At 43.3% G+C, this 22,519-nt stretch carries 27 protein-coding genes; 18 read left to right on the forward strand and 9 right to left on the reverse strand.

Annotated elements, in window-relative coordinates; all coding sequences use genetic code 11:
• The first annotated feature begins 17 nt into the window (after positions 1-17).
• From ABD960_RS13885 to rfbA, 6 genes are all read left to right on the forward strand, one after another.
• Positions 18-668 carry an IS1096 element passenger TnpR family protein gene (locus ABD960_RS13885; RefSeq protein WP_345331757.1) on the forward strand — a complete coding sequence of 217 codons (651 nt, stop codon included), beginning with the start codon at positions 18-20 and terminating at the stop codon, positions 666-668.
• A 99-nt stretch (positions 669-767) separates the two neighbouring features.
• Complete coding sequence (gene miaA / locus ABD960_RS13890) at positions 768-1,691, forward strand: tRNA (adenosine(37)-N6)-dimethylallyltransferase MiaA (protein ID WP_345331758.1); 924 nt, start codon at positions 768-770, stop codon at positions 1,689-1,691.
• Between the two features lie 209 nt (positions 1,692-1,900).
• Entirely contained in the window at positions 1,901-2,953 is a 1,053-nt protein-coding gene (rfbB, locus tag ABD960_RS13895) for a dTDP-glucose 4,6-dehydratase (protein ID WP_345331759.1), read from the forward strand.
• A gap of 10 nt (positions 2,954-2,963) precedes the next feature.
• Positions 2,964-3,518 (forward strand): dTDP-4-dehydrorhamnose 3,5-epimerase, encoded by a 555-nt coding sequence (rfbC, locus tag ABD960_RS13900; protein WP_232178230.1) that lies wholly within the window; start codon positions 2,964-2,966, stop codon positions 3,516-3,518.
• A gap of 17 nt (positions 3,519-3,535) precedes the next feature.
• On the forward strand, positions 3,536-4,396 hold the full coding sequence (rfbD, locus tag ABD960_RS13905) for a dTDP-4-dehydrorhamnose reductase (protein WP_345331760.1): 861 nt from the start codon (positions 3,536-3,538) through the stop codon (positions 4,394-4,396).
• 44 nt (positions 4,397-4,440) lie between these two features.
• The gene (gene rfbA, locus ABD960_RS13910; protein WP_228950284.1) at positions 4,441-5,301 is read left to right on the forward strand and encodes a glucose-1-phosphate thymidylyltransferase RfbA; all 861 of its coding nucleotides are present in this window, start codon (positions 4,441-4,443) and stop codon (positions 5,299-5,301) included.
• A gap of 78 nt (positions 5,302-5,379) precedes the next feature.
• Here the strand turns inward: rfbA and ABD960_RS13915 are convergent, their stop codons facing one another.
• Entirely contained in the window at positions 5,380-7,038 is a 1,659-nt protein-coding gene (locus tag ABD960_RS13915) for an ArnT family glycosyltransferase (RefSeq protein ID WP_345331761.1), read from the reverse strand.
• 101 nt (positions 7,039-7,139) lie between these two features.
• On the opposite strand from ABD960_RS13915, the gene ABD960_RS13920 reads away from it, so the two are divergent.
• Positions 7,140-7,943, forward strand: a complete 804-nt coding sequence (locus tag ABD960_RS13920) for an alpha/beta hydrolase (RefSeq protein WP_345331762.1) — start codon at positions 7,140-7,142, stop codon at positions 7,941-7,943.
• A gap of 4 nt (positions 7,944-7,947) precedes the next feature.
• On the opposite strand, the gene ABD960_RS13925 is transcribed toward ABD960_RS13920, so the two are convergent.
• From ABD960_RS13925 to ABD960_RS13945, 5 genes are all read right to left on the reverse strand, one after another.
• Positions 7,948-8,433 carry a hypothetical protein gene (locus tag ABD960_RS13925; RefSeq protein WP_345331763.1) on the reverse strand — a complete coding sequence of 162 codons (486 nt, stop codon included), beginning with the start codon at positions 8,431-8,433 and terminating at the stop codon, positions 7,948-7,950.
• Between the two features lie 47 nt (positions 8,434-8,480).
• Positions 8,481-9,572 carry a DUF3810 domain-containing protein gene (locus ABD960_RS13930; protein ID WP_345331764.1) on the reverse strand — a complete coding sequence of 364 codons (1,092 nt, stop codon included), beginning with the start codon at positions 9,570-9,572 and terminating at the stop codon, positions 8,481-8,483.
• Positions 9,573-9,657: 85 nt separating this feature from the next.
• Complete coding sequence (locus ABD960_RS13935; RefSeq protein WP_345331765.1) at positions 9,658-10,179, reverse strand: DUF2911 domain-containing protein; 522 nt, start codon at positions 10,177-10,179, stop codon at positions 9,658-9,660.
• A gap of 96 nt (positions 10,180-10,275) precedes the next feature.
• Positions 10,276-10,467 (reverse strand): hypothetical protein, encoded by a 192-nt coding sequence (locus tag ABD960_RS13940; protein ID WP_345331766.1) that lies wholly within the window; start codon positions 10,465-10,467, stop codon positions 10,276-10,278.
• Between the two features lie 47 nt (positions 10,468-10,514).
• Positions 10,515-10,763 (reverse strand): hypothetical protein, encoded by a 249-nt coding sequence (locus ABD960_RS13945; RefSeq protein WP_345331767.1) that lies wholly within the window; start codon positions 10,761-10,763, stop codon positions 10,515-10,517.
• A 199-nt stretch (positions 10,764-10,962) separates the two neighbouring features.
• Here ABD960_RS13945 and ABD960_RS13950 point away from each other — a divergent pair, with 199 nt between their 5' ends.
• The 3 genes from ABD960_RS13950 to ABD960_RS13960 all read left to right on the forward strand — a co-directional run bounded on the left by ABD960_RS13950 (position 10,963) and on the right by ABD960_RS13960 (position 13,506).
• Positions 10,963-11,982, forward strand: coding sequence for a fatty acid desaturase (locus tag ABD960_RS13950; RefSeq protein ID WP_345331768.1), 1,020 nt, complete (start codon positions 10,963-10,965; stop codon positions 11,980-11,982).
• A 100-nt stretch (positions 11,983-12,082) separates the two neighbouring features.
• Positions 12,083-12,556 (forward strand): hypothetical protein, encoded by a 474-nt coding sequence (locus ABD960_RS13955; RefSeq protein WP_345331769.1) that lies wholly within the window; start codon positions 12,083-12,085, stop codon positions 12,554-12,556.
• A 35-nt stretch (positions 12,557-12,591) separates the two neighbouring features.
• Positions 12,592-13,506 carry a hypothetical protein gene (locus tag ABD960_RS13960; protein ID WP_345331770.1) on the forward strand — a complete coding sequence of 305 codons (915 nt, stop codon included), beginning with the start codon at positions 12,592-12,594 and terminating at the stop codon, positions 13,504-13,506.
• On the opposite strand, the gene ABD960_RS13965 is transcribed toward ABD960_RS13960, so the two are convergent.
• Complete coding sequence (locus tag ABD960_RS13965) at positions 13,503-13,772, reverse strand: hypothetical protein (RefSeq protein ID WP_345331771.1); 270 nt, start codon at positions 13,770-13,772, stop codon at positions 13,503-13,505. The two genes, ABD960_RS13960 and ABD960_RS13965, sit on opposite strands and share 4 nt — an antisense overlap.
• A gap of 191 nt (positions 13,773-13,963) precedes the next feature.
• On the opposite strand from ABD960_RS13965, the gene ABD960_RS13970 reads away from it, so the two are divergent.
• The 3 genes from ABD960_RS13970 to ABD960_RS13980 are packed head-to-tail and all read left to right on the forward strand — an operon-like array spanning position 13,964 to position 16,547.
• Positions 13,964-14,770: an MlaE family ABC transporter permease gene (locus tag ABD960_RS13970; protein ID WP_425563472.1), complete on the forward strand. Its 807-nt coding sequence runs from the start codon at positions 13,964-13,966 to the stop codon at positions 14,768-14,770.
• Between the two features lies 1 nt (position 14,771).
• On the forward strand, positions 14,772-15,545 hold the full coding sequence (locus ABD960_RS13975) for an ABC transporter ATP-binding protein (RefSeq protein ID WP_345331772.1): 774 nt from the start codon (positions 14,772-14,774) through the stop codon (positions 15,543-15,545).
• A gap of 15 nt (positions 15,546-15,560) precedes the next feature.
• Positions 15,561-16,547, forward strand: a complete 987-nt coding sequence (locus ABD960_RS13980) for an MlaD family protein (protein WP_345331773.1) — start codon at positions 15,561-15,563, stop codon at positions 16,545-16,547.
• A 73-nt stretch (positions 16,548-16,620) separates the two neighbouring features.
• Here ABD960_RS13980 and ABD960_RS13985 read toward each other — a convergent pair whose 3' ends face one another.
• Entirely contained in the window at positions 16,621-17,094 is a 474-nt protein-coding gene (locus ABD960_RS13985; RefSeq protein ID WP_345331774.1) for a hypothetical protein, read from the reverse strand.
• 327 nt (positions 17,095-17,421) lie between these two features.
• Here ABD960_RS13985 and ABD960_RS13990 point away from each other — a divergent pair, with 327 nt between their 5' ends.
• The 4 genes from ABD960_RS13990 to ABD960_RS14005 all read left to right on the forward strand — a co-directional run bounded on the left by ABD960_RS13990 (position 17,422) and on the right by ABD960_RS14005 (position 19,896).
• Positions 17,422-17,889, forward strand: coding sequence for a DUF4126 family protein (locus ABD960_RS13990; RefSeq protein WP_345331775.1), 468 nt, complete (start codon positions 17,422-17,424; stop codon positions 17,887-17,889).
• Positions 17,890-17,960: 71 nt separating this feature from the next.
• On the forward strand, positions 17,961-18,848 hold the full coding sequence (locus ABD960_RS13995) for a DUF6263 family protein (RefSeq protein WP_345331776.1): 888 nt from the start codon (positions 17,961-17,963) through the stop codon (positions 18,846-18,848).
• Positions 18,849-18,928: 80 nt separating this feature from the next.
• On the forward strand, positions 18,929-19,399 hold the full coding sequence (locus tag ABD960_RS14000; protein ID WP_345331777.1) for a sigma-70 RNA polymerase sigma factor region 4 domain-containing protein: 471 nt from the start codon (positions 18,929-18,931) through the stop codon (positions 19,397-19,399).
• 2 nt (positions 19,400-19,401) lie between these two features.
• Complete coding sequence (locus ABD960_RS14005) at positions 19,402-19,896, forward strand: hypothetical protein (protein WP_345331778.1); 495 nt, start codon at positions 19,402-19,404, stop codon at positions 19,894-19,896.
• A gap of 60 nt (positions 19,897-19,956) precedes the next feature.
• Here ABD960_RS14005 and ABD960_RS14010 read toward each other — a convergent pair whose 3' ends face one another.
• Complete coding sequence (locus ABD960_RS14010) at positions 19,957-21,831, reverse strand: SPFH domain-containing protein (RefSeq protein ID WP_345331779.1); 1,875 nt, start codon at positions 21,829-21,831, stop codon at positions 19,957-19,959.
• 247 nt (positions 21,832-22,078) lie between these two features.
• Here ABD960_RS14010 and ABD960_RS14015 point away from each other — a divergent pair, with 247 nt between their 5' ends.
• Entirely contained in the window at positions 22,079-22,480 is a 402-nt protein-coding gene (locus tag ABD960_RS14015) for a hypothetical protein (protein ID WP_345331780.1), read from the forward strand.
• Positions 22,481-22,519 lie beyond the last annotated feature (39 nt).

Raw genomic sequence — 22,519 nt, forward strand, 5'->3', positions numbered from 1 at the left:
TGATAAAAATATAACAAATGGCAGTATACAGGTTCAGGGTTACCTTTGAGGATTATGATGATATTGTAAGGGAGATCGATGTTAAATCAAACCAAACATTTCAGGATCTTCACTATGCGATACATAAATCAACAGGCTATAACCCCGACTATCCTTCATCTTTTTATATCAGCAACGATCAGTGGACGAAAGGCGAGGAAATTACCTTTATGCCTAACCAGCGCAAAATTGACCGTGGCATAGCCTTGATGGACAAAGTAAAACTGAGCAGTTTTATTGATGATCCGCACCAGAAGTTTTATTACACCTTTAACTTCGACCGCCCTTTTGATTTTCATGTGGAACTGATGAAGATCATCCTGGATGAATCTCCAAAAGCTGAATATCCGCAGGTTGTACGTTCAATTGGCGAAGCGCCTAAGCAATTCGGCAACGTATTCAACCCAACCATACTGCCGCCAACCAGCGAAGAGTTTGACTTTTTGAACGAAATGGAATACAACCCGGAGGACACGGAGGATTTTACCGAAGTTGATGAAACCGGCGAAGCCGTTAGCAACGACGAGGAGGAGCGCGAAGAAGAAAGCGATGAGTTTGGCGACGAATTTTCGGATAATGAAAATTACGACGAAGACGGTCGTGGCCGCGGTAGCCGGGATGATTATTAATTAGTGGATAGACCATAGACTATGGACCATGGTCTAAAACATATCAAATAGCGATGGCTTTACCCATCGCTATTTAATTTTAAAACGCTTGTATTTCAGATGAATCAGCGCAGCGATTCAAAAACACTTATTGTAGTAGCAGGCCCAACGGCAGTAGGCAAAACCGCCGCGGCCATACAGTTGGCGCGGCATTACAATACGGTTGTGGTATCTGCTGATTCAAGGCAGTTTTTCAGGGAGATGACCATTGGTACTGCCAAACCTGACGCGGATGAACTGGCAGCCGTAAAACATTATTTTATCAACTCACACTCCGTTACTAATGATTTTAATGTTGGCGATTACGAAAAGCAGGCCCTGCAACTGCTCGATGAATTGTTTAAAATCCATGATGTGGTGATATTGGCCGGCGGTTCGGGATTGTATATAAAAGCCGTTTGCGAGGGGTTTGATGAGTTGCCGGTTGCCGATCCGTCGGTACGTGAAAAACTTAACCAGGAATTAGCGGAGCATGGCATCAACCATCTGCAGGAAAAATTAAAAACTGCCGATCCAGATTATTATAACGAAGTTGATTTGAGCAATCCGCAGCGCGTTATACGCGCCCTTGAAGTTTTTGAAACTACTGGTAAACCTTTTTCATCGTATCGTACAACCAATATCAATAAACGCCCGTTCAACATCATCAAGATTGTATTAGATATGCCGCGCGAACAGCTATACGAGCGGATAAACCGGCGCGTTGACGTAATGGTTGAGCAGGGACTGGTTGAGGAAGTTCGCTCACTACTGCCTTACCGCCATCTTAATGCCTTAAATACCGTAGGCTATTCGGAGCTGTTTGATTACGTAGATGGTAAAACCGATCTGCAAACAGCTATTGATCTTATTAAACAAAACACCCGTCGCTTTGCTAAAAGGCAACTCACCTGGTTCCGCAGAGATAAAGATGTAAATTGGGTTGATACTGCCGCCCCCGACTTAATCAGCCAAATAATTAAAATAGTTAAATCAGAAAAATAAACCAATTTGCATTTGCCCTGTTAGCGTAAGTTTCGTGGTTATTGCGGCAATTATTGATACAATGCCTATTTTAGTACTCCGTTATCCATATAAAAATAAGATAAACTATCTATTATATTTAATAAAAAAATTATAAACTCTTAGTTCCGTTACAATTTTATCATTATTTTCGGCAAATAATAATTATAATTATATTTTAAACACTCTATATGAAAACAATAATAATTACCGGTGGTGCTGGTTTTATAGGGTCGCATGTTGTAAGGCGATTTGTAACAAATTATCCTGATTATCAGATAATCAATGTTGATGCACTAACCTATGCCGGTAATTTAGAGAATCTTAAAGATATAGAGGATCAGCCTAATTATACATTTGAACGCGCTGATATTACTGATGCTGCTGCCATTAATACCATTTTTGAAAAATACGGCGTTACCGATGTGGTGCATTTAGCTGCCGAATCGCACGTTGACCGCTCGATCACCAATCCGCTTGATTTTGTACAAACCAATGTAATTGGTACGGTTATACTGCTTGAAGCCGCAAAAAAATACTGGAAAGATGATTACTCAAAGCATCTTTTTTACCATATATCAACAGATGAAGTTTACGGGTCATTAGGTACTGAAGGTTTTTTTACAGAAACTACTAAGTACGATCCGCATTCGCCATATAGCGCCAGCAAGGCATCAAGCGATCACTTTGTGCGCGCTTACCATGACACTTACGGCATACAGGCCATTGTATCAAACTGCTCAAACAATTATGGCCCTAATCACTTCCCTGAGAAGCTGATACCACTACTGATCAATAACATATTAAACAGCAAGCAATTACCGGTTTACGGTGATGGTAAAAACGTACGCGATTGGTTGTACGTAATTGACCACGCCCGCGCTATTGACCTGATTTTCCACAAAGGCAACAACGGTGATACCTACAACATCGGCGGCTTTAACGAGTGGACCAACATTGACCTGGTGCGTGTGCTTTGCCGCCAGATGGACGAAAAACTTGGTCGCGAACCGGGGACAAATGAGAAACTGATCACGTTTGTGAAAGACCGCCCTGGCCATGATGCACGTTACGCTATTGATGCCACCAAACTAAACAAGGAATTGGGCTGGGAGCCATCAGTAACTTTTGAACAAGGCCTGTCAGAAACTATTGACTGGTACCTGAACAATAAAGCCTGGATAGAGCGCATAACCAGCGGTGCTTATGCTGATTATTACGAAACTCAATACGACAAACGCTAACCACCAACACATGACTATTGAACTTACTCCGCTTGAGGGTTGCGTACTATTAAAACCACGCGTATTTAATGATGACCGTGGCTATTTTTTTGAAAGCTATAACCAGCAAACTTTTAACGAACTGACCGGCACCAACACTACCTTTGTACAGGATAACCAATCCTACTCATCAAAGGGAACCTTGCGCGGCCTGCACCTGCAAAAAGGCGAACATGCCCAGGCTAAACTGGTACGCGTAGTAAAAGGCGAAGTGCTGGATGTTGCGGTTGATCTTCGTCCCGGTTCGGCTACTTACGGCCAATACTATGGCGCACGCCTTAGCGAAGAGAACCAGCACCAGTTGTTCGTTCCGCGTGGCTTTGCGCATGGTTTTGTGGTATTAAGTGACACCGCAATTTTTGCATATAAATGCGATAATTTTTATAACAAAGCTTCAGAAGGCGGTTTGCATTATGCCGATCCTTCATTGAATATAGACTGGATATTACCAGCCGATAGCCTGCAAACATCAGAAAAGGACAGGATATTGCCTTACCTTGCCGACGTTCAGGAGCCTTTCTTTTAATATCTACATACAAAACCATGAAAAACATAGTAATATTCGGTGCATCCGGTCAATTAGGCAGCTGCTTTAAGCAAATAGCCGAGAATGAAGGGATAACCGATATTTATTTCCCGGGCGAAACGGAAGCGAACATTTTGGACGAGTACGCGCTGAAAAACATTTTTGAAGCACAACGCCCAACCTATGCCATCAACTGCGCGGCTTACACCGCTGTTGATAAGGCCGAGGATGATTACCAAACCGCCGATAAAGTGAACAAGGTTGGTGCCGCTAACCTGGCTAAGTTTTGCGCCGAGTACGGCACCACGCTTATCCACGTATCAACTGATTTTGTATTTGCAGGCAACGAGCCGACACCACGTATAGAGGGCGATATTGCCGCGCCAATAAACGCTTACGGCCAAACCAAGCTGGATGGTGAACTGGCTATTAGCAGCGCGATGGAAAAATACTTCATTTTGCGTACCAGCTGGCTATACTCCGAGTATGGAAATAATTTTGTTAAAACCATGCTGAAGTTTGGCGCTGAGCGCGAGCAGCTCACCATTATTGCAGATCAGGTAGGAACACCTACTTATGGTATCGACCTGGCTTATGCCATCATGGAGATCATCAATACTGAAAGCACCGCTTATGGCCTGTACCATTACAGCAACGAGGGCGTAGCCTCATGGTATGATTTCGCGAAAGCTATATTTGACCTTTCGGAAACGCATGTAAAAACCCTGCCGATACCAACCAGCGCGTACAAAACAAGAGCGGTACGCCCGGCTTATTCGGTAATGGACAAAAGCAAGATCAAGAACGCGTTGAATATCGAGATCCCTTACTGGCGCGATAGTCTGGCCATCTGCATCAACAGGCTCAAAAATAATTAATAATAATCAATCAAACCGTTAACCAACACAAACCACCCATCTATATGAAAGGTATTATTTTAGCAGGCGGATCAGGCACCAGGCTATATCCTATTACCAAGGCCATCAGTAAACAGCTTATGCCTATTTACGATAAGCCGATGATCTACTATCCGCTTTCTGTTTTAATGCTGGCTGATATCAAGGAGATACTGATCATCACCACGCCCGAAGATAACGAAGGCTTTAAGCGCCTGCTGGGTGATGGCAGTGAGCTGGGTTGCCGCTTTGAGTATGCCATTCAGGAAAAACCGAATGGCCTGGCACAAGCGTTTGTAATTGGTAAGGATTTTATTGGCGATGACAAAGCCGCCCTGATCCTGGGTGATAACATCTTCTACGGTTCGGGCTTTAGCAAACTGATACAAAGCTTTAATGATGTGGTGGGCGCGGCGGTATTTGCCTACCCAGTAGCCGATCCGGAGCGTTATGGCGTGGTTGAATTTGACAAGGATTTCAAAGCCCTTTCTATCGAAGAAAAACCGGAAAAACCAAAATCAAACTACGCGGTACCGGGCTTATATTTTTATGACAACAGCGTAATCCAGATAGCGGCTGACCTGGAGCCATCACCACGCGGTGAATACGAGATAACCGATGTTAACAAGGTTTATCTGGAGCAAGGCACACTACAGGTTGGCGTAATGGATCGCGGCACCGCATGGCTGGATACCGGTACTTTCGACTCATTAAGCGATGCAACCGAGTTTGTACGTGTAATTGAAAAACGCCAGGACACCAAAATTGGTTGTATTGAAGAGGTAGCTTACCGCATGGGCTTTATAGATGCCGAGCAGTTAAGCAACCTGGCACAACGATATATTAAGAGCGGTTACGGTAAGTATTTACAAAAGCTGCTTAGCTAACTCACCCCAATTATTATACAGCCCCTTTTTACACAATTGTAGAAGGGGCATTGCTTTTTTAGATGTTTTTAAATTGATCTACTTAACCGGCGATACCAGAACCAACTCCATCCAGATAGTTTGCTCGCTACGCGTAGCTTTGTTTAAAAAGGATGGTTTTAAGCGTGTAATCGCATAACGCTCAAATTTCTTTATAACTTTCAAATTCCTTCCGTTCAGAATAGTGTTCACCGCTTCGGCCGGAGCGTAAAGCATAAACGCGTTATTAGGTAAGTGAGCGGAGCCATCGGCAGGTATAGTGAGCATAGGCCTGTCAAGGTAAAACTCCATGGCAAAATTCACGTCGTCGCCACTTTGCAGCACAGGTATGTTTACTGGGATTTTGCTTTGGCTGATGTACATCCCTGCCTCACTCCCGGCCTGGTATTTTAATAGATCCGGGTAAAAGGCAAGGTTAAGGTATAGGTTTACTATAACACAAATTATTATGCTGCGAAAACCAATTCGCTCAAACCAGTTATTACCAAACCTGCCAGGTAAAACAAAAAGCGTAAGTAATAACGTAGCCAGTAACCCAATATTTATTTCAGGTTGATAGTACAAATGTAGTACAACTAAAACCACAGCAAGCAACGTTATTACTACCCATTGGGTAATATTGATAGCCTTAATGCTTTTTGCAGACCGGACATTACAGAACCACTGTGCTGTGATGATCGCGAAGAACGGGAACACGATATTGATATAATGCGGCAATTGGAATTTCGAAGCCGAGAACATCAGGAATGTTAGCATGGCTCCGCAGAGATTGAACCACTCGTATGCCTTTACATTTTTAACGCCCTTTTTAATAAACTGATAAATAGCAGCGAATAACAGTAACGACCAGGGCAAAAACGCCCATAGTGTGGTATGCACAAAAAAGAACGGATCGCCGCTGCCTTTGATAGGGCCGGTATTAAAAAACCTGCCAAACTGACTATCCCAAAAAAAGAATTTGATGCCCGAAACATTATGCTGACCGAACACGAGCTTTTCGGGATGCGCATCAAACTGTACATACAGGCAGTACACCTCGGGTAACATAAAAATGAATACCAGCACGGCAGCTAATAACCAGCGCAGGTTGAATAATTGCTTCCATTGTTTGGTGATGATCAAATGGCCTGCAATAGCGCCGCCGATGGTAATTAACACAAATATCCCCTTGGTCATTACCGCACAACCGGCAAACAAACAGGCAATCAGCAAATGCCAAAACGAGGGTTTGGTGTACGACCGGTAAAAGTGATACACCGATGCAATGATCAATCCGGTAAGGTAAGGCTCGGCACGTACATCATTGTCTGATAATACAATGTGCTGTGCGGTCAATAATATCAGCACCGCCCAAATAGCTACCTGTTTGCTGTATAAACTTTTGGCGAACAACCAGGTGTATATCGCACCCATCAGCATAAATACAATACCCGACAGTTTATAAGCCCAGGTGTTGATGCCGAATACTTTGAAGAACAGGGCCGCCATCCAGAATGGGAAATGGGGCTTATCGAGCCAGTCAGTGCCGCGAACGTAGATGTTCACATAATCATTACGCAGTACCATGGTTTTGGCAATGGTGGCATAAAGAGTTGCATCAGGGTTCATCAGCGGAACAAATAACCCGCTGAAATTTATAGCTACCGCTAAACCTAAAAATAAATAGAGCCACTTGTTAAGTGCAGGTGTTTGGGGCATAGTATAAACGCTTGGCGGTAAAGATAAGTAGTTTTTTAACGTTGACACGGTTATAAAGGCTTTGATTAAACCCTGGCATTTATATAACTTAACCCCGTAATATGAACAAATTTTTTAAGATCCTGGCCTGGCTGGCTGGTATTACCGTGGCACTTTACATAGCGGTTTGCTCTTATTTTTATTTTAAGCAGGACAAGCTGATCTTCCATGAAGCAAAGCTGCCGCGCGATCACCAATTCAGCTTTAAATGTCCGTTTAAAGAGTATAGCATCAAAAATGGTAATGATACATTAAGCGGCGTATTGTTCAAGGCTGATACCGCTAAAGGACTGATCTTTTTTCTGCACGGCAATGCAGGTAATGCTGACGACTGGGGTGATATCACACCCGAACATACCGCCGAAAATTATGATATGTTTGTTTTGGATTATCCGGGTTTTGGCAAAAGCAGCGGGCATATCAGCAGCGAGGCCCAATTATTAACCGCTGTACAAACCGCTTATGATACGCTAAAGAATGAATATCGTGGTCGCCGGATCATCATTATGGGTTTCTCCATAGGCACGGGGCCCGCGGCATGGCTGGCAGCTCATAACAAACCGGATAAACTGATACTGCTTGCCCCCTATTACAGTTTTACTGATCTGGCTAAGCACTTATACCCCTACCTGCCGACCTTTATCTCTAAATACCAGTTAAATACTTATAGCTATATTGAAAAGGTTAAATTCCCGGTAATTATATTTCATGGTAATGCTGACGAAACCATCTATCATCAATCCTCATTACGATTAAAACAGCATTTTAAGCCCGGAGATCAGCTAATCATCCTTAGAGGACAAAAACATAATGGCATTGATAAAAATCCAGAGTACACAAAGCGGTTACCTGCTTTACTAAACTAAACCGTTAATAAACACCTGAATATTCTTTTTGCTTAACACTTACTGAACCTGTGCCTTTACCCCGCCCCACATTGATGATGATATGGTACAGGTCATCATCAAACATAAAGATGTTGTTATTGGCATCCATCCCGGTAAAGCTCAGTTTAAAGTTTGACTGCTTGGCCTGACCTATCATGTTAAGTAAAAATTTGCGGTTGTTGGTGGCATAATAAACGTTGCGCAGCATGGAGCCATTGTCAAGCTTTTGGCCATCGCCTATAATTACGGTTTCACGCTTGGTGGTATCAGCAAGGCCTTTGTAGTTCTCCACCTGCTTGCCGTTAATCTTCTGGATATAATCGCGTTTAAACTTTCTCGACAGCACCAGGTAATCATGTGCTTCGCCGTTGCTTAGCTGGGCAAGGTTAGTCAGGTCATTAAGGGTTAAGCTTTGCGCCTGCACGTATCCGCAGGTAAAAAGCAACAGGATAAGGAGTACTCTCTTCATTACAACATTAAACTCCCTCAAATATAAGCATTTGTTACAGATCGAAATCAGTGTCCTGCCGGTGACTGCTTTTTATACCAGGCCATTGCCAAAGTAATCATCTGGTTATAGGTGAGCAATCCCTGCGGCTGATTGTTAACCTTTAAAAACTTGTCATAAAAAATACTGCTTACCGCCTCAAGCCTGCCCGAATAGTATTCCCAATATTTACGCTCGGCCTTTAAATCAGCCATTACGTTTTTGCTGATGCGTTTTTTGAACAGCTTGAAAGCCGTGGTATCGGCATCGCGCAGCGCATACATAAACTCCGTCATCCCGCTGTAGTATGCGGAATAGCGCAGTAACTTATCTTTTGATTTTACACCCGCCAGGAAACCCGCGAAGTTGGCTTCATCCTCAGGCGCAAAACCTACCTGGTGCGACAATTCATGACAAGCCACAAACGGCCGTACATACACCGGCATCTGGTAGTTAATCTGCGCCTCAGCGGTAAAGGGGTTATAATAACCAGACGTACCTAAGTAATTAATGACAAAAGTAAGCATAGCCGGTTTTACACCCGGGATGTAGGTTTTAAACTGCGCCGATGAATCTGACAAATGTTTTACAGCGTTAACAGCCGAGGCATAAATGCTATCATTAGGCTTCGCCAGATCGGCTTGGGATAACCTTTGGCGTGTTTGATTAGCGCTGTCAATCAATTCCAGCGTTACAGCTTTCAGATCAACTATGGTGTATGCAGTATCGGTTAGGCCCAGCCTGATACTGGCCGGCGGGCGAAAGTAGTTTAATCCCCAAAAAAGATAAAACACAATTATACCGATCTCGATGCCTGCAACCAACTTTAACGTGGTTACCAGCGCGTCTTTAAAGCGCTTTTGAAACAACTGCTTAACAATGCGGAATACAACATAAGCCAGTAACAGCGATGTGAGGATGTAAACCAAATCGCCCAGGCTAAAGGGCAACCAGTTAAACAAACCATGCAACACCAAACATACGCCGCGGTAAAACCCCTGTGAATAGTACCGCTCCACCGCTTGCGGGTGCCCGGCAAACACCATCAGCAGATAAATAACCAGAGCAGCTATTAAAACGGTGGAAAAAGGTTTAACCAGGGGATTATGGGTTTTAAGCATGGCGTGTAAATATACATATCCCTGCACATGCTGCAACAAAAAAGCCCCCGCAAAATGCAGGGGCTTTGTAATACTTTAATTAAGCTTATTTTATTGATACAGGCACAGTCAGTTCGTCCCAGCTTAAGGTAAAGCCTTTAGGATTTATGGCGTAAACCAGGCGCTCTTTTTTAGCGTCGGCTTTTACAGGCTTAACTGTTACGCGCAAAGCATCGTCGGTCTGTTGATACTTGTACGCACCCCATTGTTTAGGCACTTTGTTGAATATGATCGTCCAGCTGCTTTCAGTAGGTATAGTAAATAAGCTATACGTACCAGCGGGCAGGGTTTTACCTTCAACTTTAATGGCTTTATCAGTAGTAAAAACGGTAGCTTCGTTAGCGCCTGCGCGCCAAACCTGGCCGTAAGGTACAAGTGAACCCCAGATTTTACGGTCCTTAACCGATGGACTGCCATAATTAATGGAGATGTTGGCCTTACCGGCTTTACCGCTAACGCTATCGCGCGGACTGGCAACCGGTTTTGCATCCTGCGCGTTGGTGGTAATTGAAAAGAACATGGCGATAAGCACAACTGCAAACGCCTTTAATTTTAATGTTTTGTTCATGGTGGTATTCAAATTAGTTACTGCAAAGGTAATTAACGGTTTGATTTAGCAAATTGTATCTAAAAATAAAAACAACCTTTGCTGATGGCAAGAAAGCTATTGCTCGTCACGCACTTCTTCCCAATAGACTGTATTCAGTAACAAACCATTCTTTGAAGCTACCTGCGCCTTAATTTTCTCGAGCTCTATTTTAATTTGTTCGGGTGGTAAGGCACTGCTTAACGAGTAGTGGTATATACAATAGCCAGTGCTGCTGTTTATAAACTTGTAATGTTTATTGGCTTTCATCGTACCTGCTTTATAAATGCACAACAGGCGGATAGCCGAATGGTTTGTTAACGTTTACGCAGCGGGCGAAAGGTATCGGCAGTAAGCGCCAGGTCGTTCGCGGTTATTTGCTCGGGTTTCTCAAACTGTTGGGTAATCAGTTCGGTAGTTAGCTTAAGATTGCCACCTGTGGTTTTTACATCAACATAATCATTCCTCACAATGTGTCCCTTATAATCCCCTATTTGTTTATTTATACCCGAAAGCCTTATTAATAATTCGACGATGGCATAGGCTGGAACAGTGGGTGCGGACATGACGCAAATGTAACATCGATGTTAACATATTATTAATTAACATTTTGTTAACCCTTTTTGCGATACTTAACATTAAAATAATATGAGGTAGCAGCCAAAGTAATATTTAACCCATGTTTATAAATATTTCAAAAAAGAATAATGGTTTTCTGTTGTACGTATTAGGAAATTTATGCGTTATGACTATATTTACACACACATGACAAAAAAAACTGACTTTATTTATTCCGAATATTCGGAGCCGCACCGTATACGGACGAAGAAGATATTGAAGGAGCATCCGGAAGTGCGCCACCTTATTGGCCGTAATTCAAACACCATATTCGCCATATTAGGCTTGGTGGCCTTCCAGGTGGTTATGGCCTGGCTGGTTCGCGATCAGGCATGGTGGGTTATTGTTGGCGCGGCGTATTTATTAGGTGCCTTTGCTGATCATTCCTTGTTCGTAATGATACATGAGTGTGCGCATCATCTAATTTTTAAAAATAAAAAGCTTAACCGCTGGGCGGGTATGCTGGCCAACATGCCGCAAATTTTCCCGAGCTCTGTATCATTTGAGCGTTACCACATTAAGCACCACTCTTTTCAGGGTATACATGAGCTTGATGCCGACCTGCCTAACCGTTGGGAAGCCAAGCTGATCAACAACTCATTTTTAGGTAAAGCCATCTGGCTGCTCTTCTTTCCATTATTCCAGGTTTTCCGTATATCAAGGTTAAAAGAAATTCAGAATTTTGATGCGTGGATAGTAGCCAACGTTACCGTACAAGTTGTATTTACCGCCGCTATATGGTATTTTTTTGGCGGTGCCGCGGTTGGGTATTTATTTCTGAGCTTTATGTTCTCGGTAGGTTTACACCCGCTAGGTGCCCGCTGGATACAGGAGCATTACCTTACCCATAACGAGGAGCAGGAAACTTACAGCTACTATGGCCGTTTAAATACGGTATCATTCAACGTGGGTTTCCATAATGAGCATCATGATTTTCCGTCAATACCATGGAATCGCCTGCCTAAAATAAAACAAACGGCTCCTGTATATTATGATACACTGATATCGCACAAGTCATGGACGGTGCTATTTTTCCGCTTTTTGTTTGATAAAGAGATTTCGCTGTTCAGCCGCATAGTGCGTAAGGACAGGGGTAAAGTGCCGCTGAAAGATCAGGCCCGTCCTGACGCGGAAATACAGGTAGAAAAGACAACTGTTGTGGCTTAAGTTTTACATCCCCTCTTACACCAGAGGGGATTTTTGTTTATAATAAAAAGTTTGCATTAAAAAAGTTTTAATTGCATATTTGCTAATAAAATTAGCAAATATGATTACAGTGAGCGTACAGGACCGGATAACCATATTTAGCCGCTACATTGGCCAGTTGGTAGTGATTAATAGTTTACTAAGCAATGAGCGGGATACTATCGGCAGTTTGCAGGGCGTACGCGGCAGCGCTTTGCTGATCGAGATAAAAGGCGTTAACCGCTGGGTTCCGCTGTCTGATGATATCTTGCTTAATGATATAAAGCTGCTGCTAAAACCGCTTAAAAAGCTAACCCCCCAAATTATCGATACGGCTAATAATTTACCGGTACAGGCATTTATTACCCCTTATTATCAGCAGTTGGGGTTTGATATGCCGGTATTTATTGCCCCGGGTAGCAATCATAATTGCAAATATGTGCATGAACTGGGTTTGGCCGATTACCGTACCATTGACGAAATAGAGCAGCATAATATCGAAGTAAAAACCCGCTCCTTACCAATCAAAAGCTCACTCAAATACACCTTTAGTTAATAATTTAACAATAAAAGGTTACCTTGCCTGCCGAAATGAAAATGAGCCGGCAAAAGAAATTATTCGCGCTGATAGTTATCGTAACCATAACTTTTACCTGCGCGTATGCCTGGCACCGCTACTTGGCCGGCAAATTTGAGATATCAGGCCGGATGCAAAGCAAAGAGGCAAAGGAGATTTCGGGCATAACAGCATCTGCAGTGAACCAGGATGTTTTTTATATTCATAACGACAGCGGAGACACCAGCCGTATTTTTGCCATCAACAATAAGGGCGAGCTCCTGTCTACCATTTATTACAACTGGGGCAATGGCGGTATAGCCCAGCACGATTGCGAAGACATAAGCACCGGCCCCGGCCCGGTAAAAGGCGCTTCATATATTTACGTTGCCGACATTGGCGACAACTCCGCATCCCGCAACTTTGTGAATATATTTCGCATTAAAGAGAGGGCTGCACTCATTGGTAAAAAAACGGTCGGCACAAAAGCTACCGCTGTGCACCTGGTTTATCCCGATGGGCCTAAGGACGCCGAGGCATTTATGGTTGACCCGGTTGACCGCCTGATGTATATTATTACCAAGCGGTATGATAGCGTTACAGTTTATACAGCCCCGTTAGCCTTTAAAGCGAATGATACCCTCAAACTTACTAAACGCTGCCGCCTGTTTTTTCAGGGATTAAAACCTTTAAAATGGATTACCGCTGCTGATGTATCAAAAGATGGCCGGCAGGTGCTGGTAAAAAACTACCAAAAGGTTTTTTACTGGCGCCGCGAAACAGACGAAGCATTATGGCAAACCCTGCAGCGTAAGCCGCTCGAACTTCCCTATCAACAGGAAAAACTGGGCGAAGCTGTTGGTTTTATGACCGGCGGAAAAGGCTACCTTACCACCAGCGAGGGCGTTTACGCACCTATATATTATTACAAAACGCCGGGTTATTTTTAATTGCCTTCCCTATCGCGCTCATTGGGGTTGAGTATATAATCAAAGGTTTCGTAACCGTTGTGAAAAACAAACTTCAAGCGCTCTTTAGGCACATCAATATCAAGCGTAAGCGCGGCTATGGTGTTAGGAATATTATCCTTAATCAACTTTAAGTCAGTTACATTCGGCATATTTATCTGTATGGCATCCGCTGTTTCTTCAATTGTCCATCCCTGCAGGTTAGCCCTTTGTAATATTTGCATCCACTTTTGCTTGTAAGCACCCATCGTTAATATCGTTTTGATACATAAAGCAAAAACCATACGCTAAAGTTTTACCACAACTTAATTTTAATGCGTAGCTGCGCTGCCTGTGTCAGTATAATTTAATATTTACAACTAATAAGCATTGTGGTATTCAATTTGTACCTAATGCGTTGCCTATTTGTAAGGCATAAATAATACCTTTGCGCGCATTAATGGATACAGCAAACACATCATCTCCGCAACAAAATCCCGGTTCAAAATTAAAGACACGTGTTGCCGATTTTTTTGTTGACCTGTACCGTATCGGTGGCTTTACCATGCGCTTTTTTAAAGAAGCTTTTGTTGCTCCCTTCGAGTTTCAGGAACTCATACGCCAGTGCTATCAGGTTGGCGTGCGCTCCTTACCATTAATATCCTTAACCGGTTTTATTATCGGTATAATTTTCACCAAACAATCAAGGCCATCGTTACTGGAGTTTGGCGCAACTTCGTGGCTACCGTCACTGGTATCTATCGCGATATTGAAAGCGCTTGCCCCTATGGTTACGGCTATTATCGCGTCGGGTAAGGTAGGCTCCGGTATAGGCGCCGAGCTGGGCTCAATGCGGGTTACCGAACAGATTGACGCTATGGAAGTATCAGGTACCAATCCGTTTAAATACCTGGTTGTAACACGTGTACTGGCAACTACCATTACCATTCCACTGCTGGCCACCTACACCGCGCTTATCGCTCTATTGGGTGCGTACCTTAACATCAGCGCCAACGAGGGCATCAGTTACAGCGCCTTTATGGGCGAGGTTTTTGAACCGATTGATTTTATAGACATTGACCAATCACTGATAAAGGCGATTGTTTTTGGTTTTACAATTGGTTTAGTAGGTTGTTACCAGGGCTATCACTCAAACAAAGGTACTGAGGGTGTGGGTAAAGCAGCAAATAACGCGGTGGTTATCGCCATGTTTTTAATATTTATTGAGGAGATACTCATCGTTCAAATAACCGGCTGGTTCAGGTAATATGGAAAAGGCAAAAGCACATATCGACTATAATAACCCGGTTATCAGCATCAGGGGGCTCCAAAAATCATTTGGCGACTATCATGTACTGCGCGGTATCGATCTGGATATTTTTCAGGGCGAAAATCTGGTGGTGCTCGGCCGGTCAGGTACAGGTAAGTCAGTATTGATTAAACTGATTTCTGGCCTGTTACGTCCGGACGAAGGAACCATCAATGTACTAGGCAACAATGTACTAACCCTGACTGATAGGGAATTACAAAAGCTGCGAATCCGCATTGGCTTCTCGTTTCAAAACAGTGCTTTGTACGATAGCATGACGGTACGAAAAAATCTTGAATTTCCGCTGGTGCGCAACCGTAAAGGCATTACCCGTAAGGACATCGACAAGGCTGTTGAAGAAGTGCTGGACGGCGTTGGCCTGACACAGGCTATCAACCAAATGCCGTCTGAATTATCAGGCGGGCAGCGTAAACGTATTGGTATAGCACGTACGCTAATACTTAACCCTGAGATAATGATGTATGACGAGCCGACGGCAGGCCTCGACCCGATCACTTGTATCGAGATAAATGACCTGATTAACGAGGTGCAACAGCGTTACCATACTTCGTCTATCATTATTACGCACGATTTAACCTGTGCTAAAACCACAGGCGACCGTATAGCTATGTTGCTCGACGGCCAGTTTCAACGGGTGGGCTCATTCGATCAGATTTTTGAGACGGACGATGCCCGGGTGAAACCTTTTTATGATTATAACTTTGTTCAATAAAAACATACCATAACAATGGATGCTTCGGAAAGAAAAAATGCAATAATAGTGGGCATATTCATCGCCCTTGGTGTAATTATATTTGTAGTTGGTGTGCTTACTTTAGGTAGCTCATCAAAAACATTTGTAAAAACCATACACATACGCTCAACATTTGGTGATGTAGCCGGCCTGAAAAAAGGCGGTAACGTTTGGTTTTCAGGTGTTAAAATAGGCACTATTAAAGAGATCGCGTTCAGCAACAACTCGCAAGTTGATGTGATCATGTCTATTGACGCGGCTGTGCAGCCTTACATACACCGTAACACACAAGCCAAGATAGGATCAGACGGTTTGATCGGTAACAAGATCATTGTGCTTGATGGCGGCAGTCCGCAGGCGCCGGTTATAGAGGATGGCGACAGGATACAGTCAGAAAAAATGCTGTCGACAGACGAGATGATGAGCACCCTGCAGGAGAACAACCGCAACCTGTTGGCTATAACTAAAGATTTTAAACAATTGAGCAGCCAGATTCTGCAAGGCAAAGGTACCGTAGGCGCTTTACTTGCCGATAGCAGTATGGGCGTACAGTTACGTAACTCGATGAAAAACCTGCAGGCCACAACAGAAAGCGCTTCGCGCATGGCGGTGCAACTGAATAACTTCAGCCAAAAAATGAATACCAAAGGTGGCCTTGCCGATAAGTTACTGACCGACACGGCAACGTTTGCCCAGATTCGCCAATCGGTTACACAATTACAGCAAACCGCGGCTAATGCCAGCATGTTAACTGATAACCTGAATAAAGCGTCATCTAAACTAAACACTACCGATAATGCCCTGGGTATTTTGCTTAACGACCGCAAAACAGCGTCGCAAATGCAGAACACCTTGAATTACCTGGAGCAAAGTTCCATCAAACTGAATGACGACCTTGAAGCGGTGCAGCATAACTTTTTATTAAGGGGCTTCTTTAAGAAACGTGAAAGGGCACGCGCCGATAGCTTGAAAGGCAAATAATATAAAACACTCAAAAAGCAAAGGCTCGTAACTTTAAAAGTTACGAGCCTTTTGCTTTTAAGCCGTTGCTTAATCAGGCAATTCTGAGCTTTAGGGTAGTATCATACACATGCTGCGATGTTTTAAGCATAATATCCATTTTACTTACCAGTTTATTAGCATAAGCCAGGTTTTGTTCAAGGCCTTCAATCTCTTTACTAATTACTTTTATAAAATACTCACTGTCAAATACCTTCAGCAACCACTCGTAATTGCTATTTAAAAAGTGCAATATCTTTAAAAAGAATGAACTGCTATTGCTCATCAGCGCTTCGCATTCATCAATTATATCGGTAATTAAAGGTTCCGAGTTATCTCCCCTTTTACGCAGTTCCACAAAGCTGATCAATTTGGCATAAGCTATAGCTACTTTACGTAATATAGATTGCATCTCCTCATCAACAGAACGAATTGAATAACAATTGCTGTATTTATAGTAGTGGTTGAACGTCCAACTTGCCGTATAAATACACGCCTTGTATCTGTTGAATATGAAATTTGTTTTCATTGTTGTGGTGTTTGGCAAGTTATAGCCAAACATATTGCCACAATTGAAGAATGTTAAAAACTTATGCTGATTTATTGCCTGATTATTCCGATATGCTCTACCATAGTGTTAAAACAACACGTTTGTTACCCGGGAATTTTTTTCCACACTACCGTGAGTAACATTATAAAATTTTTAAAAAGACAGTTTATGTGTGCTTTTTTATACAAACTTTCATAAAACATGTTTAAACTTTCATTTGAGGTAAAAAAATATTCAAAAACCATAGAGTCTCGTTAAATAAAACTTCATCAATTTTCGCGTGTTGTGTATTTAAAAAAACACATTATGCAAAATCACCTTAAACAAATAGTAAGTATTGGAATAATCGCAGGCATGCGCAGCATGATGGCCCCTGCAGCGGCTGCAACCTTTTTACACCGTAAACGTAAAACGCCCGGCAATGCGGTGCTCGATAAAATATTTACTTCATCAGCCGGGTTAAAAGTCCTTAATGCTTTGGCAGCCGGAGAGCTGGTTGGCGATAAACTACCTACCGCACCTAACCGCATTGCGACGCCGGGCCTCGTGGGCCGTATCGTTACCGGAAGCCTTGCGGCGGCATCAATCAGCAAAGCCAATAATAAAAATGTTATTGCAGGCGCGCTCATAGGCGGAGGCGTAGCCGCTGCATCAACTTATGCGTTTTTTTACCTGAGGCGATACATAAGCAGCCATCCGAAAATTAAAGACTACTTTACCGGTGCTGCAGAGGATGCCGTAGCTTTGGGGCTTTCGGCATTAGTGGCTAAATAAATTGTATATTCACTCATCGCCGCTATGCAGGCGATTAATTTATGGCCAGACCCGGTTTATTTACATTATTAATGTTATTAACCTGCTTCGCTTTTGCACAAAAGCGAAGCATTGCACTTAAGCTTAAACCGGGTGCCACCTATTCATTTGTAATAAAGCAAACCTCTACCACCAGTCAAACCATCAGGCAACGCCCGCTTGAAACACGTTTGATATTAACCGCAGGTATGAGATTTATGGTAAGCAATGTTACAGAAGGTGACTATACTTTAAACACTACGTTTGACAGTATAAAACTACAATTAGAACTACCCAATGGCGACCTTCAATTCAACACAGAAAAGCGGGGCGATAGCGGCATCTACGCTGTAGTGTTAAAGTCATTAAAAAAAAGGCCATTTAACATCCGGCTTAGCAAAACAGGTAAAATAATGGAAGTTGAAGGCTCTGATAACAATTTACAAAAAGCCATAGCCGATACTAAAGCGGATACCGCACAAAGGCAACAAGCTTTAGAACAGCTTCGCCAGTCGGTAGGATCAACAGCGATTACCAACCTGCTGCAAAAGATATTCAACATATACCCGGAAGTAGCCGTAAGTAATAACGACAAGTGGATTATCCAAACACAAAATAAAGGAGAGCCCGACATTGCCACCCGTAACTATTATATGGTTAAAACAGCTTTGCCCAAAAGCATTGTAATTCAAGGCAACGGAACGATACAGTCAGTTGCGCCTGCCAGGCCAGCCTTACTTAACGGAATGCCGGTTGAACGTAACCTTGCCGGAGATACTTACGTAAATATCACAACAGATTACATAAGCGGCTGGCCGTTAAGAGCCGAAATTAATGAAAAGCTTAATGGCGTAATTATCATTAATGATAATCCCCAGCTGCCTGGCGGATTGGCGATACCGATAAATATTAACAACATTGTTACATTAAGTATTCCTTAAAAGAATAATGAATTTATCCATCTTTAATCTGTTGTAAAAAATAGTGATATTTGATAAGCTATAACAGACCATAATATCATTTGAATACACGTTTACAAACTTCTGCAGAAACATCATCATTACACCATAAGGTGTATGATGTACAGCATATTTATAACCGCTATGCAGGCATGCTGTTGGGTTATATATATGATGTAGTGAAGGATAAGGCACTGGCTGAGCAGTATCTTGCTGATACTTTTATTGCCGTAGTCAAGGTTCCCGAATTATTTAATAATCCAAACGATAACGTATACTGCAAGCTGCAAATGATAGCCCGTAAAAGGTTGGCTGGCTATTTTAAATCGGTTGGAAATTGTGAGGTTGACGAGATTGTTAGCAATCGGCCTAACACTTTTTTAAGTAAAATGAATGTAAGGCAGCAAACGGTTTTTTGCGGTGTGCATTACCATGGTAAGAGCATACCAACTATTGCTGCCGAAATGAATGAGGACGAAGACGTAGTGAGAAGAGTATTAAGAGAGGCGTTTGTAATAATTAGAACAAGGTAACGATGCAGGAGTACATTAACAGCGGCATACTTGAAACCTATGTATTGGGCTGTGCCTCAGAGCAGGAGGCGCGTGAAGTGCTCAGCATGAAGGAGAAATATCCTGAAGTTAAAGATGCTTTGCTTGAGCTAGAGAACGACATGGAAAGGCTGGCTGCATCAATGGCAATTGATCCACCCGATAATTTGTGGCCTCAGATTGCGCATGAGATAAATGAGATTGTTTTGCGCGAGCAGTTTCAACCACAGCTGTACCGCGAAAGTGTTGATAAAGGCGAAAAAACAAATACCGACAGCAAATCGCAATATATTGATATTGAATCGGAAGCTACGCACATGCGTATACACAAGGTGTGGCGCTGGGTGTTTGCAGCGGTGTTTGTTTTAGGCAAAATATTTTTGGGTTTCGCGATTTATTATTATCTGGAGAACAGGCAAATGAATGAGCAGGTTAACGAGCTTAAAACGGAACTCAAACAAATGAAATCTACAAAATAAAAAGCGCCCTTCCGGGCGCTTTTTGCTTTGATGTGATAAGGGTTTTAGGTAAGGTATCGTTTATTCGGTTGCCGGGGCAGCATTTTCTTTTTGGAGCTTTTTAAGCATTTCGTTGCCTATCAAAGCTTCAATCATACCGCCTGAGGCACCATCTTTGCCGCTCACCAGTATCTCTGGCACCAGCTTAATGTTGTTGCTGGCCAGCGCTTCGGCTACACGCACTACGGCATATTGCTCGGTACCCATGGCTTCGGTTTTTTGCTTGGTAACTTCGGCCTCGGCCAAGCCTATGGCTTTGATCTTACCGGCCTCGGCAACACCGTTCACTTCGGTAGCAGTGGCATCAGCAGCTGCGTTCACGGTTTTCACTTCGGCATCGGCCTTAGCGTTGATGGTTTTAACCTCCGCATCAGCCTTGGCGTTAATGGTTTTTGATTCGGCCTCGCCTTTGGCCGCGGCCACCTTTGATGCCGCCATCTGAGTATTGATCTCCACCTGCCGGGTTGATTTTACCACCTCGGGCTGCATATCGGCTCCGGCTTTGGCACTCTCAAACTCCTTACGCTCAATTTGCGCATGGCGCTGTATCTCATAAGTCACCTTTTCCTGCTCGGCTATTTTACGGTCTGTCAAGGTTTTCATGAGTGCTGCGGGCGGTACAATGTCGCCGATCAGGGTATCCACTCCTACCACATTATAACCTGCCAGTACGGTACTGATATGCTCCTTGGCATCATTTTGCCGTTGGATACGGTTGGCCAGAAAGCCGATCACATCACTGCGTTGCGCCGAGTTACGGAAGTAGTTGGCAATGGTAGGTTCCAGCACCTGTGATACCAGGTTTTTCATTTTACCAAAACGGGCTATTACCTTGGGCGCCTCATTACGAGGTACGTGAATGATCTGCGATACATCAAGGTTGAAGGTAAACCCGTCGGACGAGCGGACGGTGATGGTACACAGGTTCTTATCCAACTCATGCGCTTCGGTACGGCTATCGGCCCAGTTAAGCACAATATTGGTGGTGGGCACCACTTCAACGGCGTGGGTATAAATATTTACCGGGTGCTTGCCCGGGTCAAGCGGTTCATCCCACACACCTTTTTCGTTACGCTTTACGATGTTACCATGTTTAAAGCTGTCGCCGCTGGTGTCTTTACCTTCGGGGCCTACAAAGGAGTTCACTACCCCTACATAGCCTATCGGTATATAAACCATATCCACCTGTTCAACACTTACAAACCAGGGGTTGAGGTAGTATGTACCTGAAAGTATCACATCCTCTTGCAAACCCTTGCGCCCACCGGCGTTAATAAATGCTATCGGGTCCTGGTAGTTTTTATGCCCATGTACCGATTCACCTGCTATTTCGCCTTTATCCAGCGGTTCGCCGTCAAGGGTGGTAATAATGCCTACCTTGTTATCATTAATATGGGTAATAGGCACGGTTTGTATCTCAAACAAAAAGGTATTGATACGATAACTACCCGGCGTCAGGAAAGCTGCCTGCGGGCCTTTTTGCCCGTTATTGTCCAGAAAAGCGATGGCATCCTGAAACTTATCGCAATCAACAGGCTTACCCAGTACGCGGCCGGTATCTAACGAGGCACCATCCTTAGCCTTTACCAGCCCGAGCTTATCCTGCTCAATGATGGTAAACGGTGCCATAATCACTTCATACTGCCACGGCCATAAGCGCCAGTATAACCCGGGGGCAAGCGCTTTGGCCTGCATACCGGCTTCGCCATGGGTGGCAATAATGCGCCCATCGGGCATACGCTTGCTGTTGTTGAGCGTGAATTTTTTAATGACCAGGCCAATACGATCATCAGGCACGATAACCATCCCACAAAATACCCTGAGCACAAATTTGTACATAACAAGGCCTACTACGATGGGCACAACCCACCACAGGTTAATAAATAAACCAGACATTTTTTATGATTTTTAAAATGATAAGCCCATAAGGTTGAGGCCTTTTTGAAAAGCTTACAGCTTTATTTTCAAAACCTTAGCTGTATAGCTGTTTAGGATTTGAGTAGAATTACGGTCGCATTTGTATAAATATTACTGACCAAATATTGCACAGTTTGAAACATCCGTCAAGGATTTTTAAATATTTAGTTAAGTTGCAATAAAGTGATATTTTTACAATTCACTTATTAATTACAAGCCTTCCGAAATGGCAAAAAATATCATTCTGTTAATAAATATCGTGTTGCTTTTTTTGGTTGCGGGATGCTCGGGAAACCTGAAACCCGAAAATCTGCGCGGAAAGTGGAAGTACGTCAAAGTTTTTAATCCGGAAGCTTTTCCGCCCGACAGTGTTTCGACCATAGAATTGCAAGAACTAAAGCCTTATATTGAGTTTTCGAGTGATAATAAATTACAGATTATATGGGGCGGCAAAGTACTATCAAAAGGCACTTACAGAATTGAAGCCGATAATATCCATTTTAAAGAAGATCTTGGCGGAGGCCAAACCCGGGAATTTCCTTTTTATGTTTCCAGACTTACCGATAAAGAGATTGTGTTTGAAACTGTTGGTGCCGATGCATCAAAGGTGACAGCCGTGAGGGAATAGTTATAGCCCATAGACCATAGTTGATAGTAAGCACTCATC

Source organism: Mucilaginibacter defluvii (genome assembly GCF_039543225.1).
GTDB lineage: Bacteria > Bacteroidota > Bacteroidia > Sphingobacteriales > Sphingobacteriaceae > Mucilaginibacter > Mucilaginibacter defluvii.

What these genes read in the sequence shown, in the direction of transcription:
- ABD960_RS13885 (WP_345331757.1), top strand. Translation starts at nt 18, where the DNA reads ATGGCAGTATACAGGTTCAGGGTTACCTTTGAGGATTATGATGATATT.
- miaA (WP_345331758.1), top strand. Translation starts at nt 768, where the DNA reads ATGAATCAGCGCAGCGATTCAAAAACACTTATTGTAGTAGCAGGCCCA.
- rfbB (WP_345331759.1), top strand. Translation starts at nt 1,901, where the DNA reads ATGAAAACAATAATAATTACCGGTGGTGCTGGTTTTATAGGGTCGCAT.
- rfbC (WP_232178230.1), top strand. Translation starts at nt 2,964, where the DNA reads ATGACTATTGAACTTACTCCGCTTGAGGGTTGCGTACTATTAAAACCA.
- rfbD (WP_345331760.1), top strand. Translation starts at nt 3,536, where the DNA reads ATGAAAAACATAGTAATATTCGGTGCATCCGGTCAATTAGGCAGCTGC.
- rfbA (WP_228950284.1), top strand. Translation starts at nt 4,441, where the DNA reads ATGAAAGGTATTATTTTAGCAGGCGGATCAGGCACCAGGCTATATCCT.
- ABD960_RS13915 (WP_345331761.1), bottom strand. Translation starts at nt 7,038, where the DNA reads ATGCCCCAAACACCTGCACTTAACAAGTGGCTCTATTTATTTTTAGGT.
- ABD960_RS13920 (WP_345331762.1), top strand. Translation starts at nt 7,140, where the DNA reads ATGAACAAATTTTTTAAGATCCTGGCCTGGCTGGCTGGTATTACCGTG.
- ABD960_RS13925 (WP_345331763.1), bottom strand. Translation starts at nt 8,433, where the DNA reads ATGAAGAGAGTACTCCTTATCCTGTTGCTTTTTACCTGCGGATACGTG.
- ABD960_RS13930 (WP_345331764.1), bottom strand. Translation starts at nt 9,572, where the DNA reads ATGCTTAAAACCCATAATCCCCTGGTTAAACCTTTTTCCACCGTTTTA.
- ABD960_RS13935 (WP_345331765.1), bottom strand. Translation starts at nt 10,179, where the DNA reads ATGAACAAAACATTAAAATTAAAGGCGTTTGCAGTTGTGCTTATCGCC.
- ABD960_RS13940 (WP_345331766.1), bottom strand. Translation starts at nt 10,467, where the DNA reads ATGAAAGCCAATAAACATTACAAGTTTATAAACAGCAGCACTGGCTAT.
- ABD960_RS13945 (WP_345331767.1), bottom strand. Translation starts at nt 10,763, where the DNA reads ATGTCCGCACCCACTGTTCCAGCCTATGCCATCGTCGAATTATTAATA.
- ABD960_RS13950 (WP_345331768.1), top strand. Translation starts at nt 10,963, where the DNA reads ATGACAAAAAAAACTGACTTTATTTATTCCGAATATTCGGAGCCGCAC.
- ABD960_RS13955 (WP_345331769.1), top strand. Translation starts at nt 12,083, where the DNA reads ATGATTACAGTGAGCGTACAGGACCGGATAACCATATTTAGCCGCTAC.
- ABD960_RS13960 (WP_345331770.1), top strand. Translation starts at nt 12,592, where the DNA reads ATGAAAATGAGCCGGCAAAAGAAATTATTCGCGCTGATAGTTATCGTA.
- ABD960_RS13965 (WP_345331771.1), bottom strand. Translation starts at nt 13,772, where the DNA reads ATGGGTGCTTACAAGCAAAAGTGGATGCAAATATTACAAAGGGCTAAC.
- ABD960_RS13970 (WP_425563472.1), top strand. Translation starts at nt 13,964, where the DNA reads ATGGATACAGCAAACACATCATCTCCGCAACAAAATCCCGGTTCAAAA.
- ABD960_RS13975 (WP_345331772.1), top strand. Translation starts at nt 14,772, where the DNA reads ATGGAAAAGGCAAAAGCACATATCGACTATAATAACCCGGTTATCAGC.
- ABD960_RS13980 (WP_345331773.1), top strand. Translation starts at nt 15,561, where the DNA reads ATGGATGCTTCGGAAAGAAAAAATGCAATAATAGTGGGCATATTCATC.
- ABD960_RS13985 (WP_345331774.1), bottom strand. Translation starts at nt 17,094, where the DNA reads ATGAAAACAAATTTCATATTCAACAGATACAAGGCGTGTATTTATACG.
- ABD960_RS13990 (WP_345331775.1), top strand. Translation starts at nt 17,422, where the DNA reads ATGCAAAATCACCTTAAACAAATAGTAAGTATTGGAATAATCGCAGGC.
- ABD960_RS13995 (WP_345331776.1), top strand. Translation starts at nt 17,961, where the DNA reads ATGTTATTAACCTGCTTCGCTTTTGCACAAAAGCGAAGCATTGCACTT.
- ABD960_RS14005 (WP_345331778.1), top strand. Translation starts at nt 19,402, where the DNA reads ATGCAGGAGTACATTAACAGCGGCATACTTGAAACCTATGTATTGGGC.
- ABD960_RS14010 (WP_345331779.1), bottom strand. Translation starts at nt 21,831, where the DNA reads ATGTCTGGTTTATTTATTAACCTGTGGTGGGTTGTGCCCATCGTAGTA.
- ABD960_RS14015 (WP_345331780.1), top strand. Translation starts at nt 22,079, where the DNA reads ATGGCAAAAAATATCATTCTGTTAATAAATATCGTGTTGCTTTTTTTG.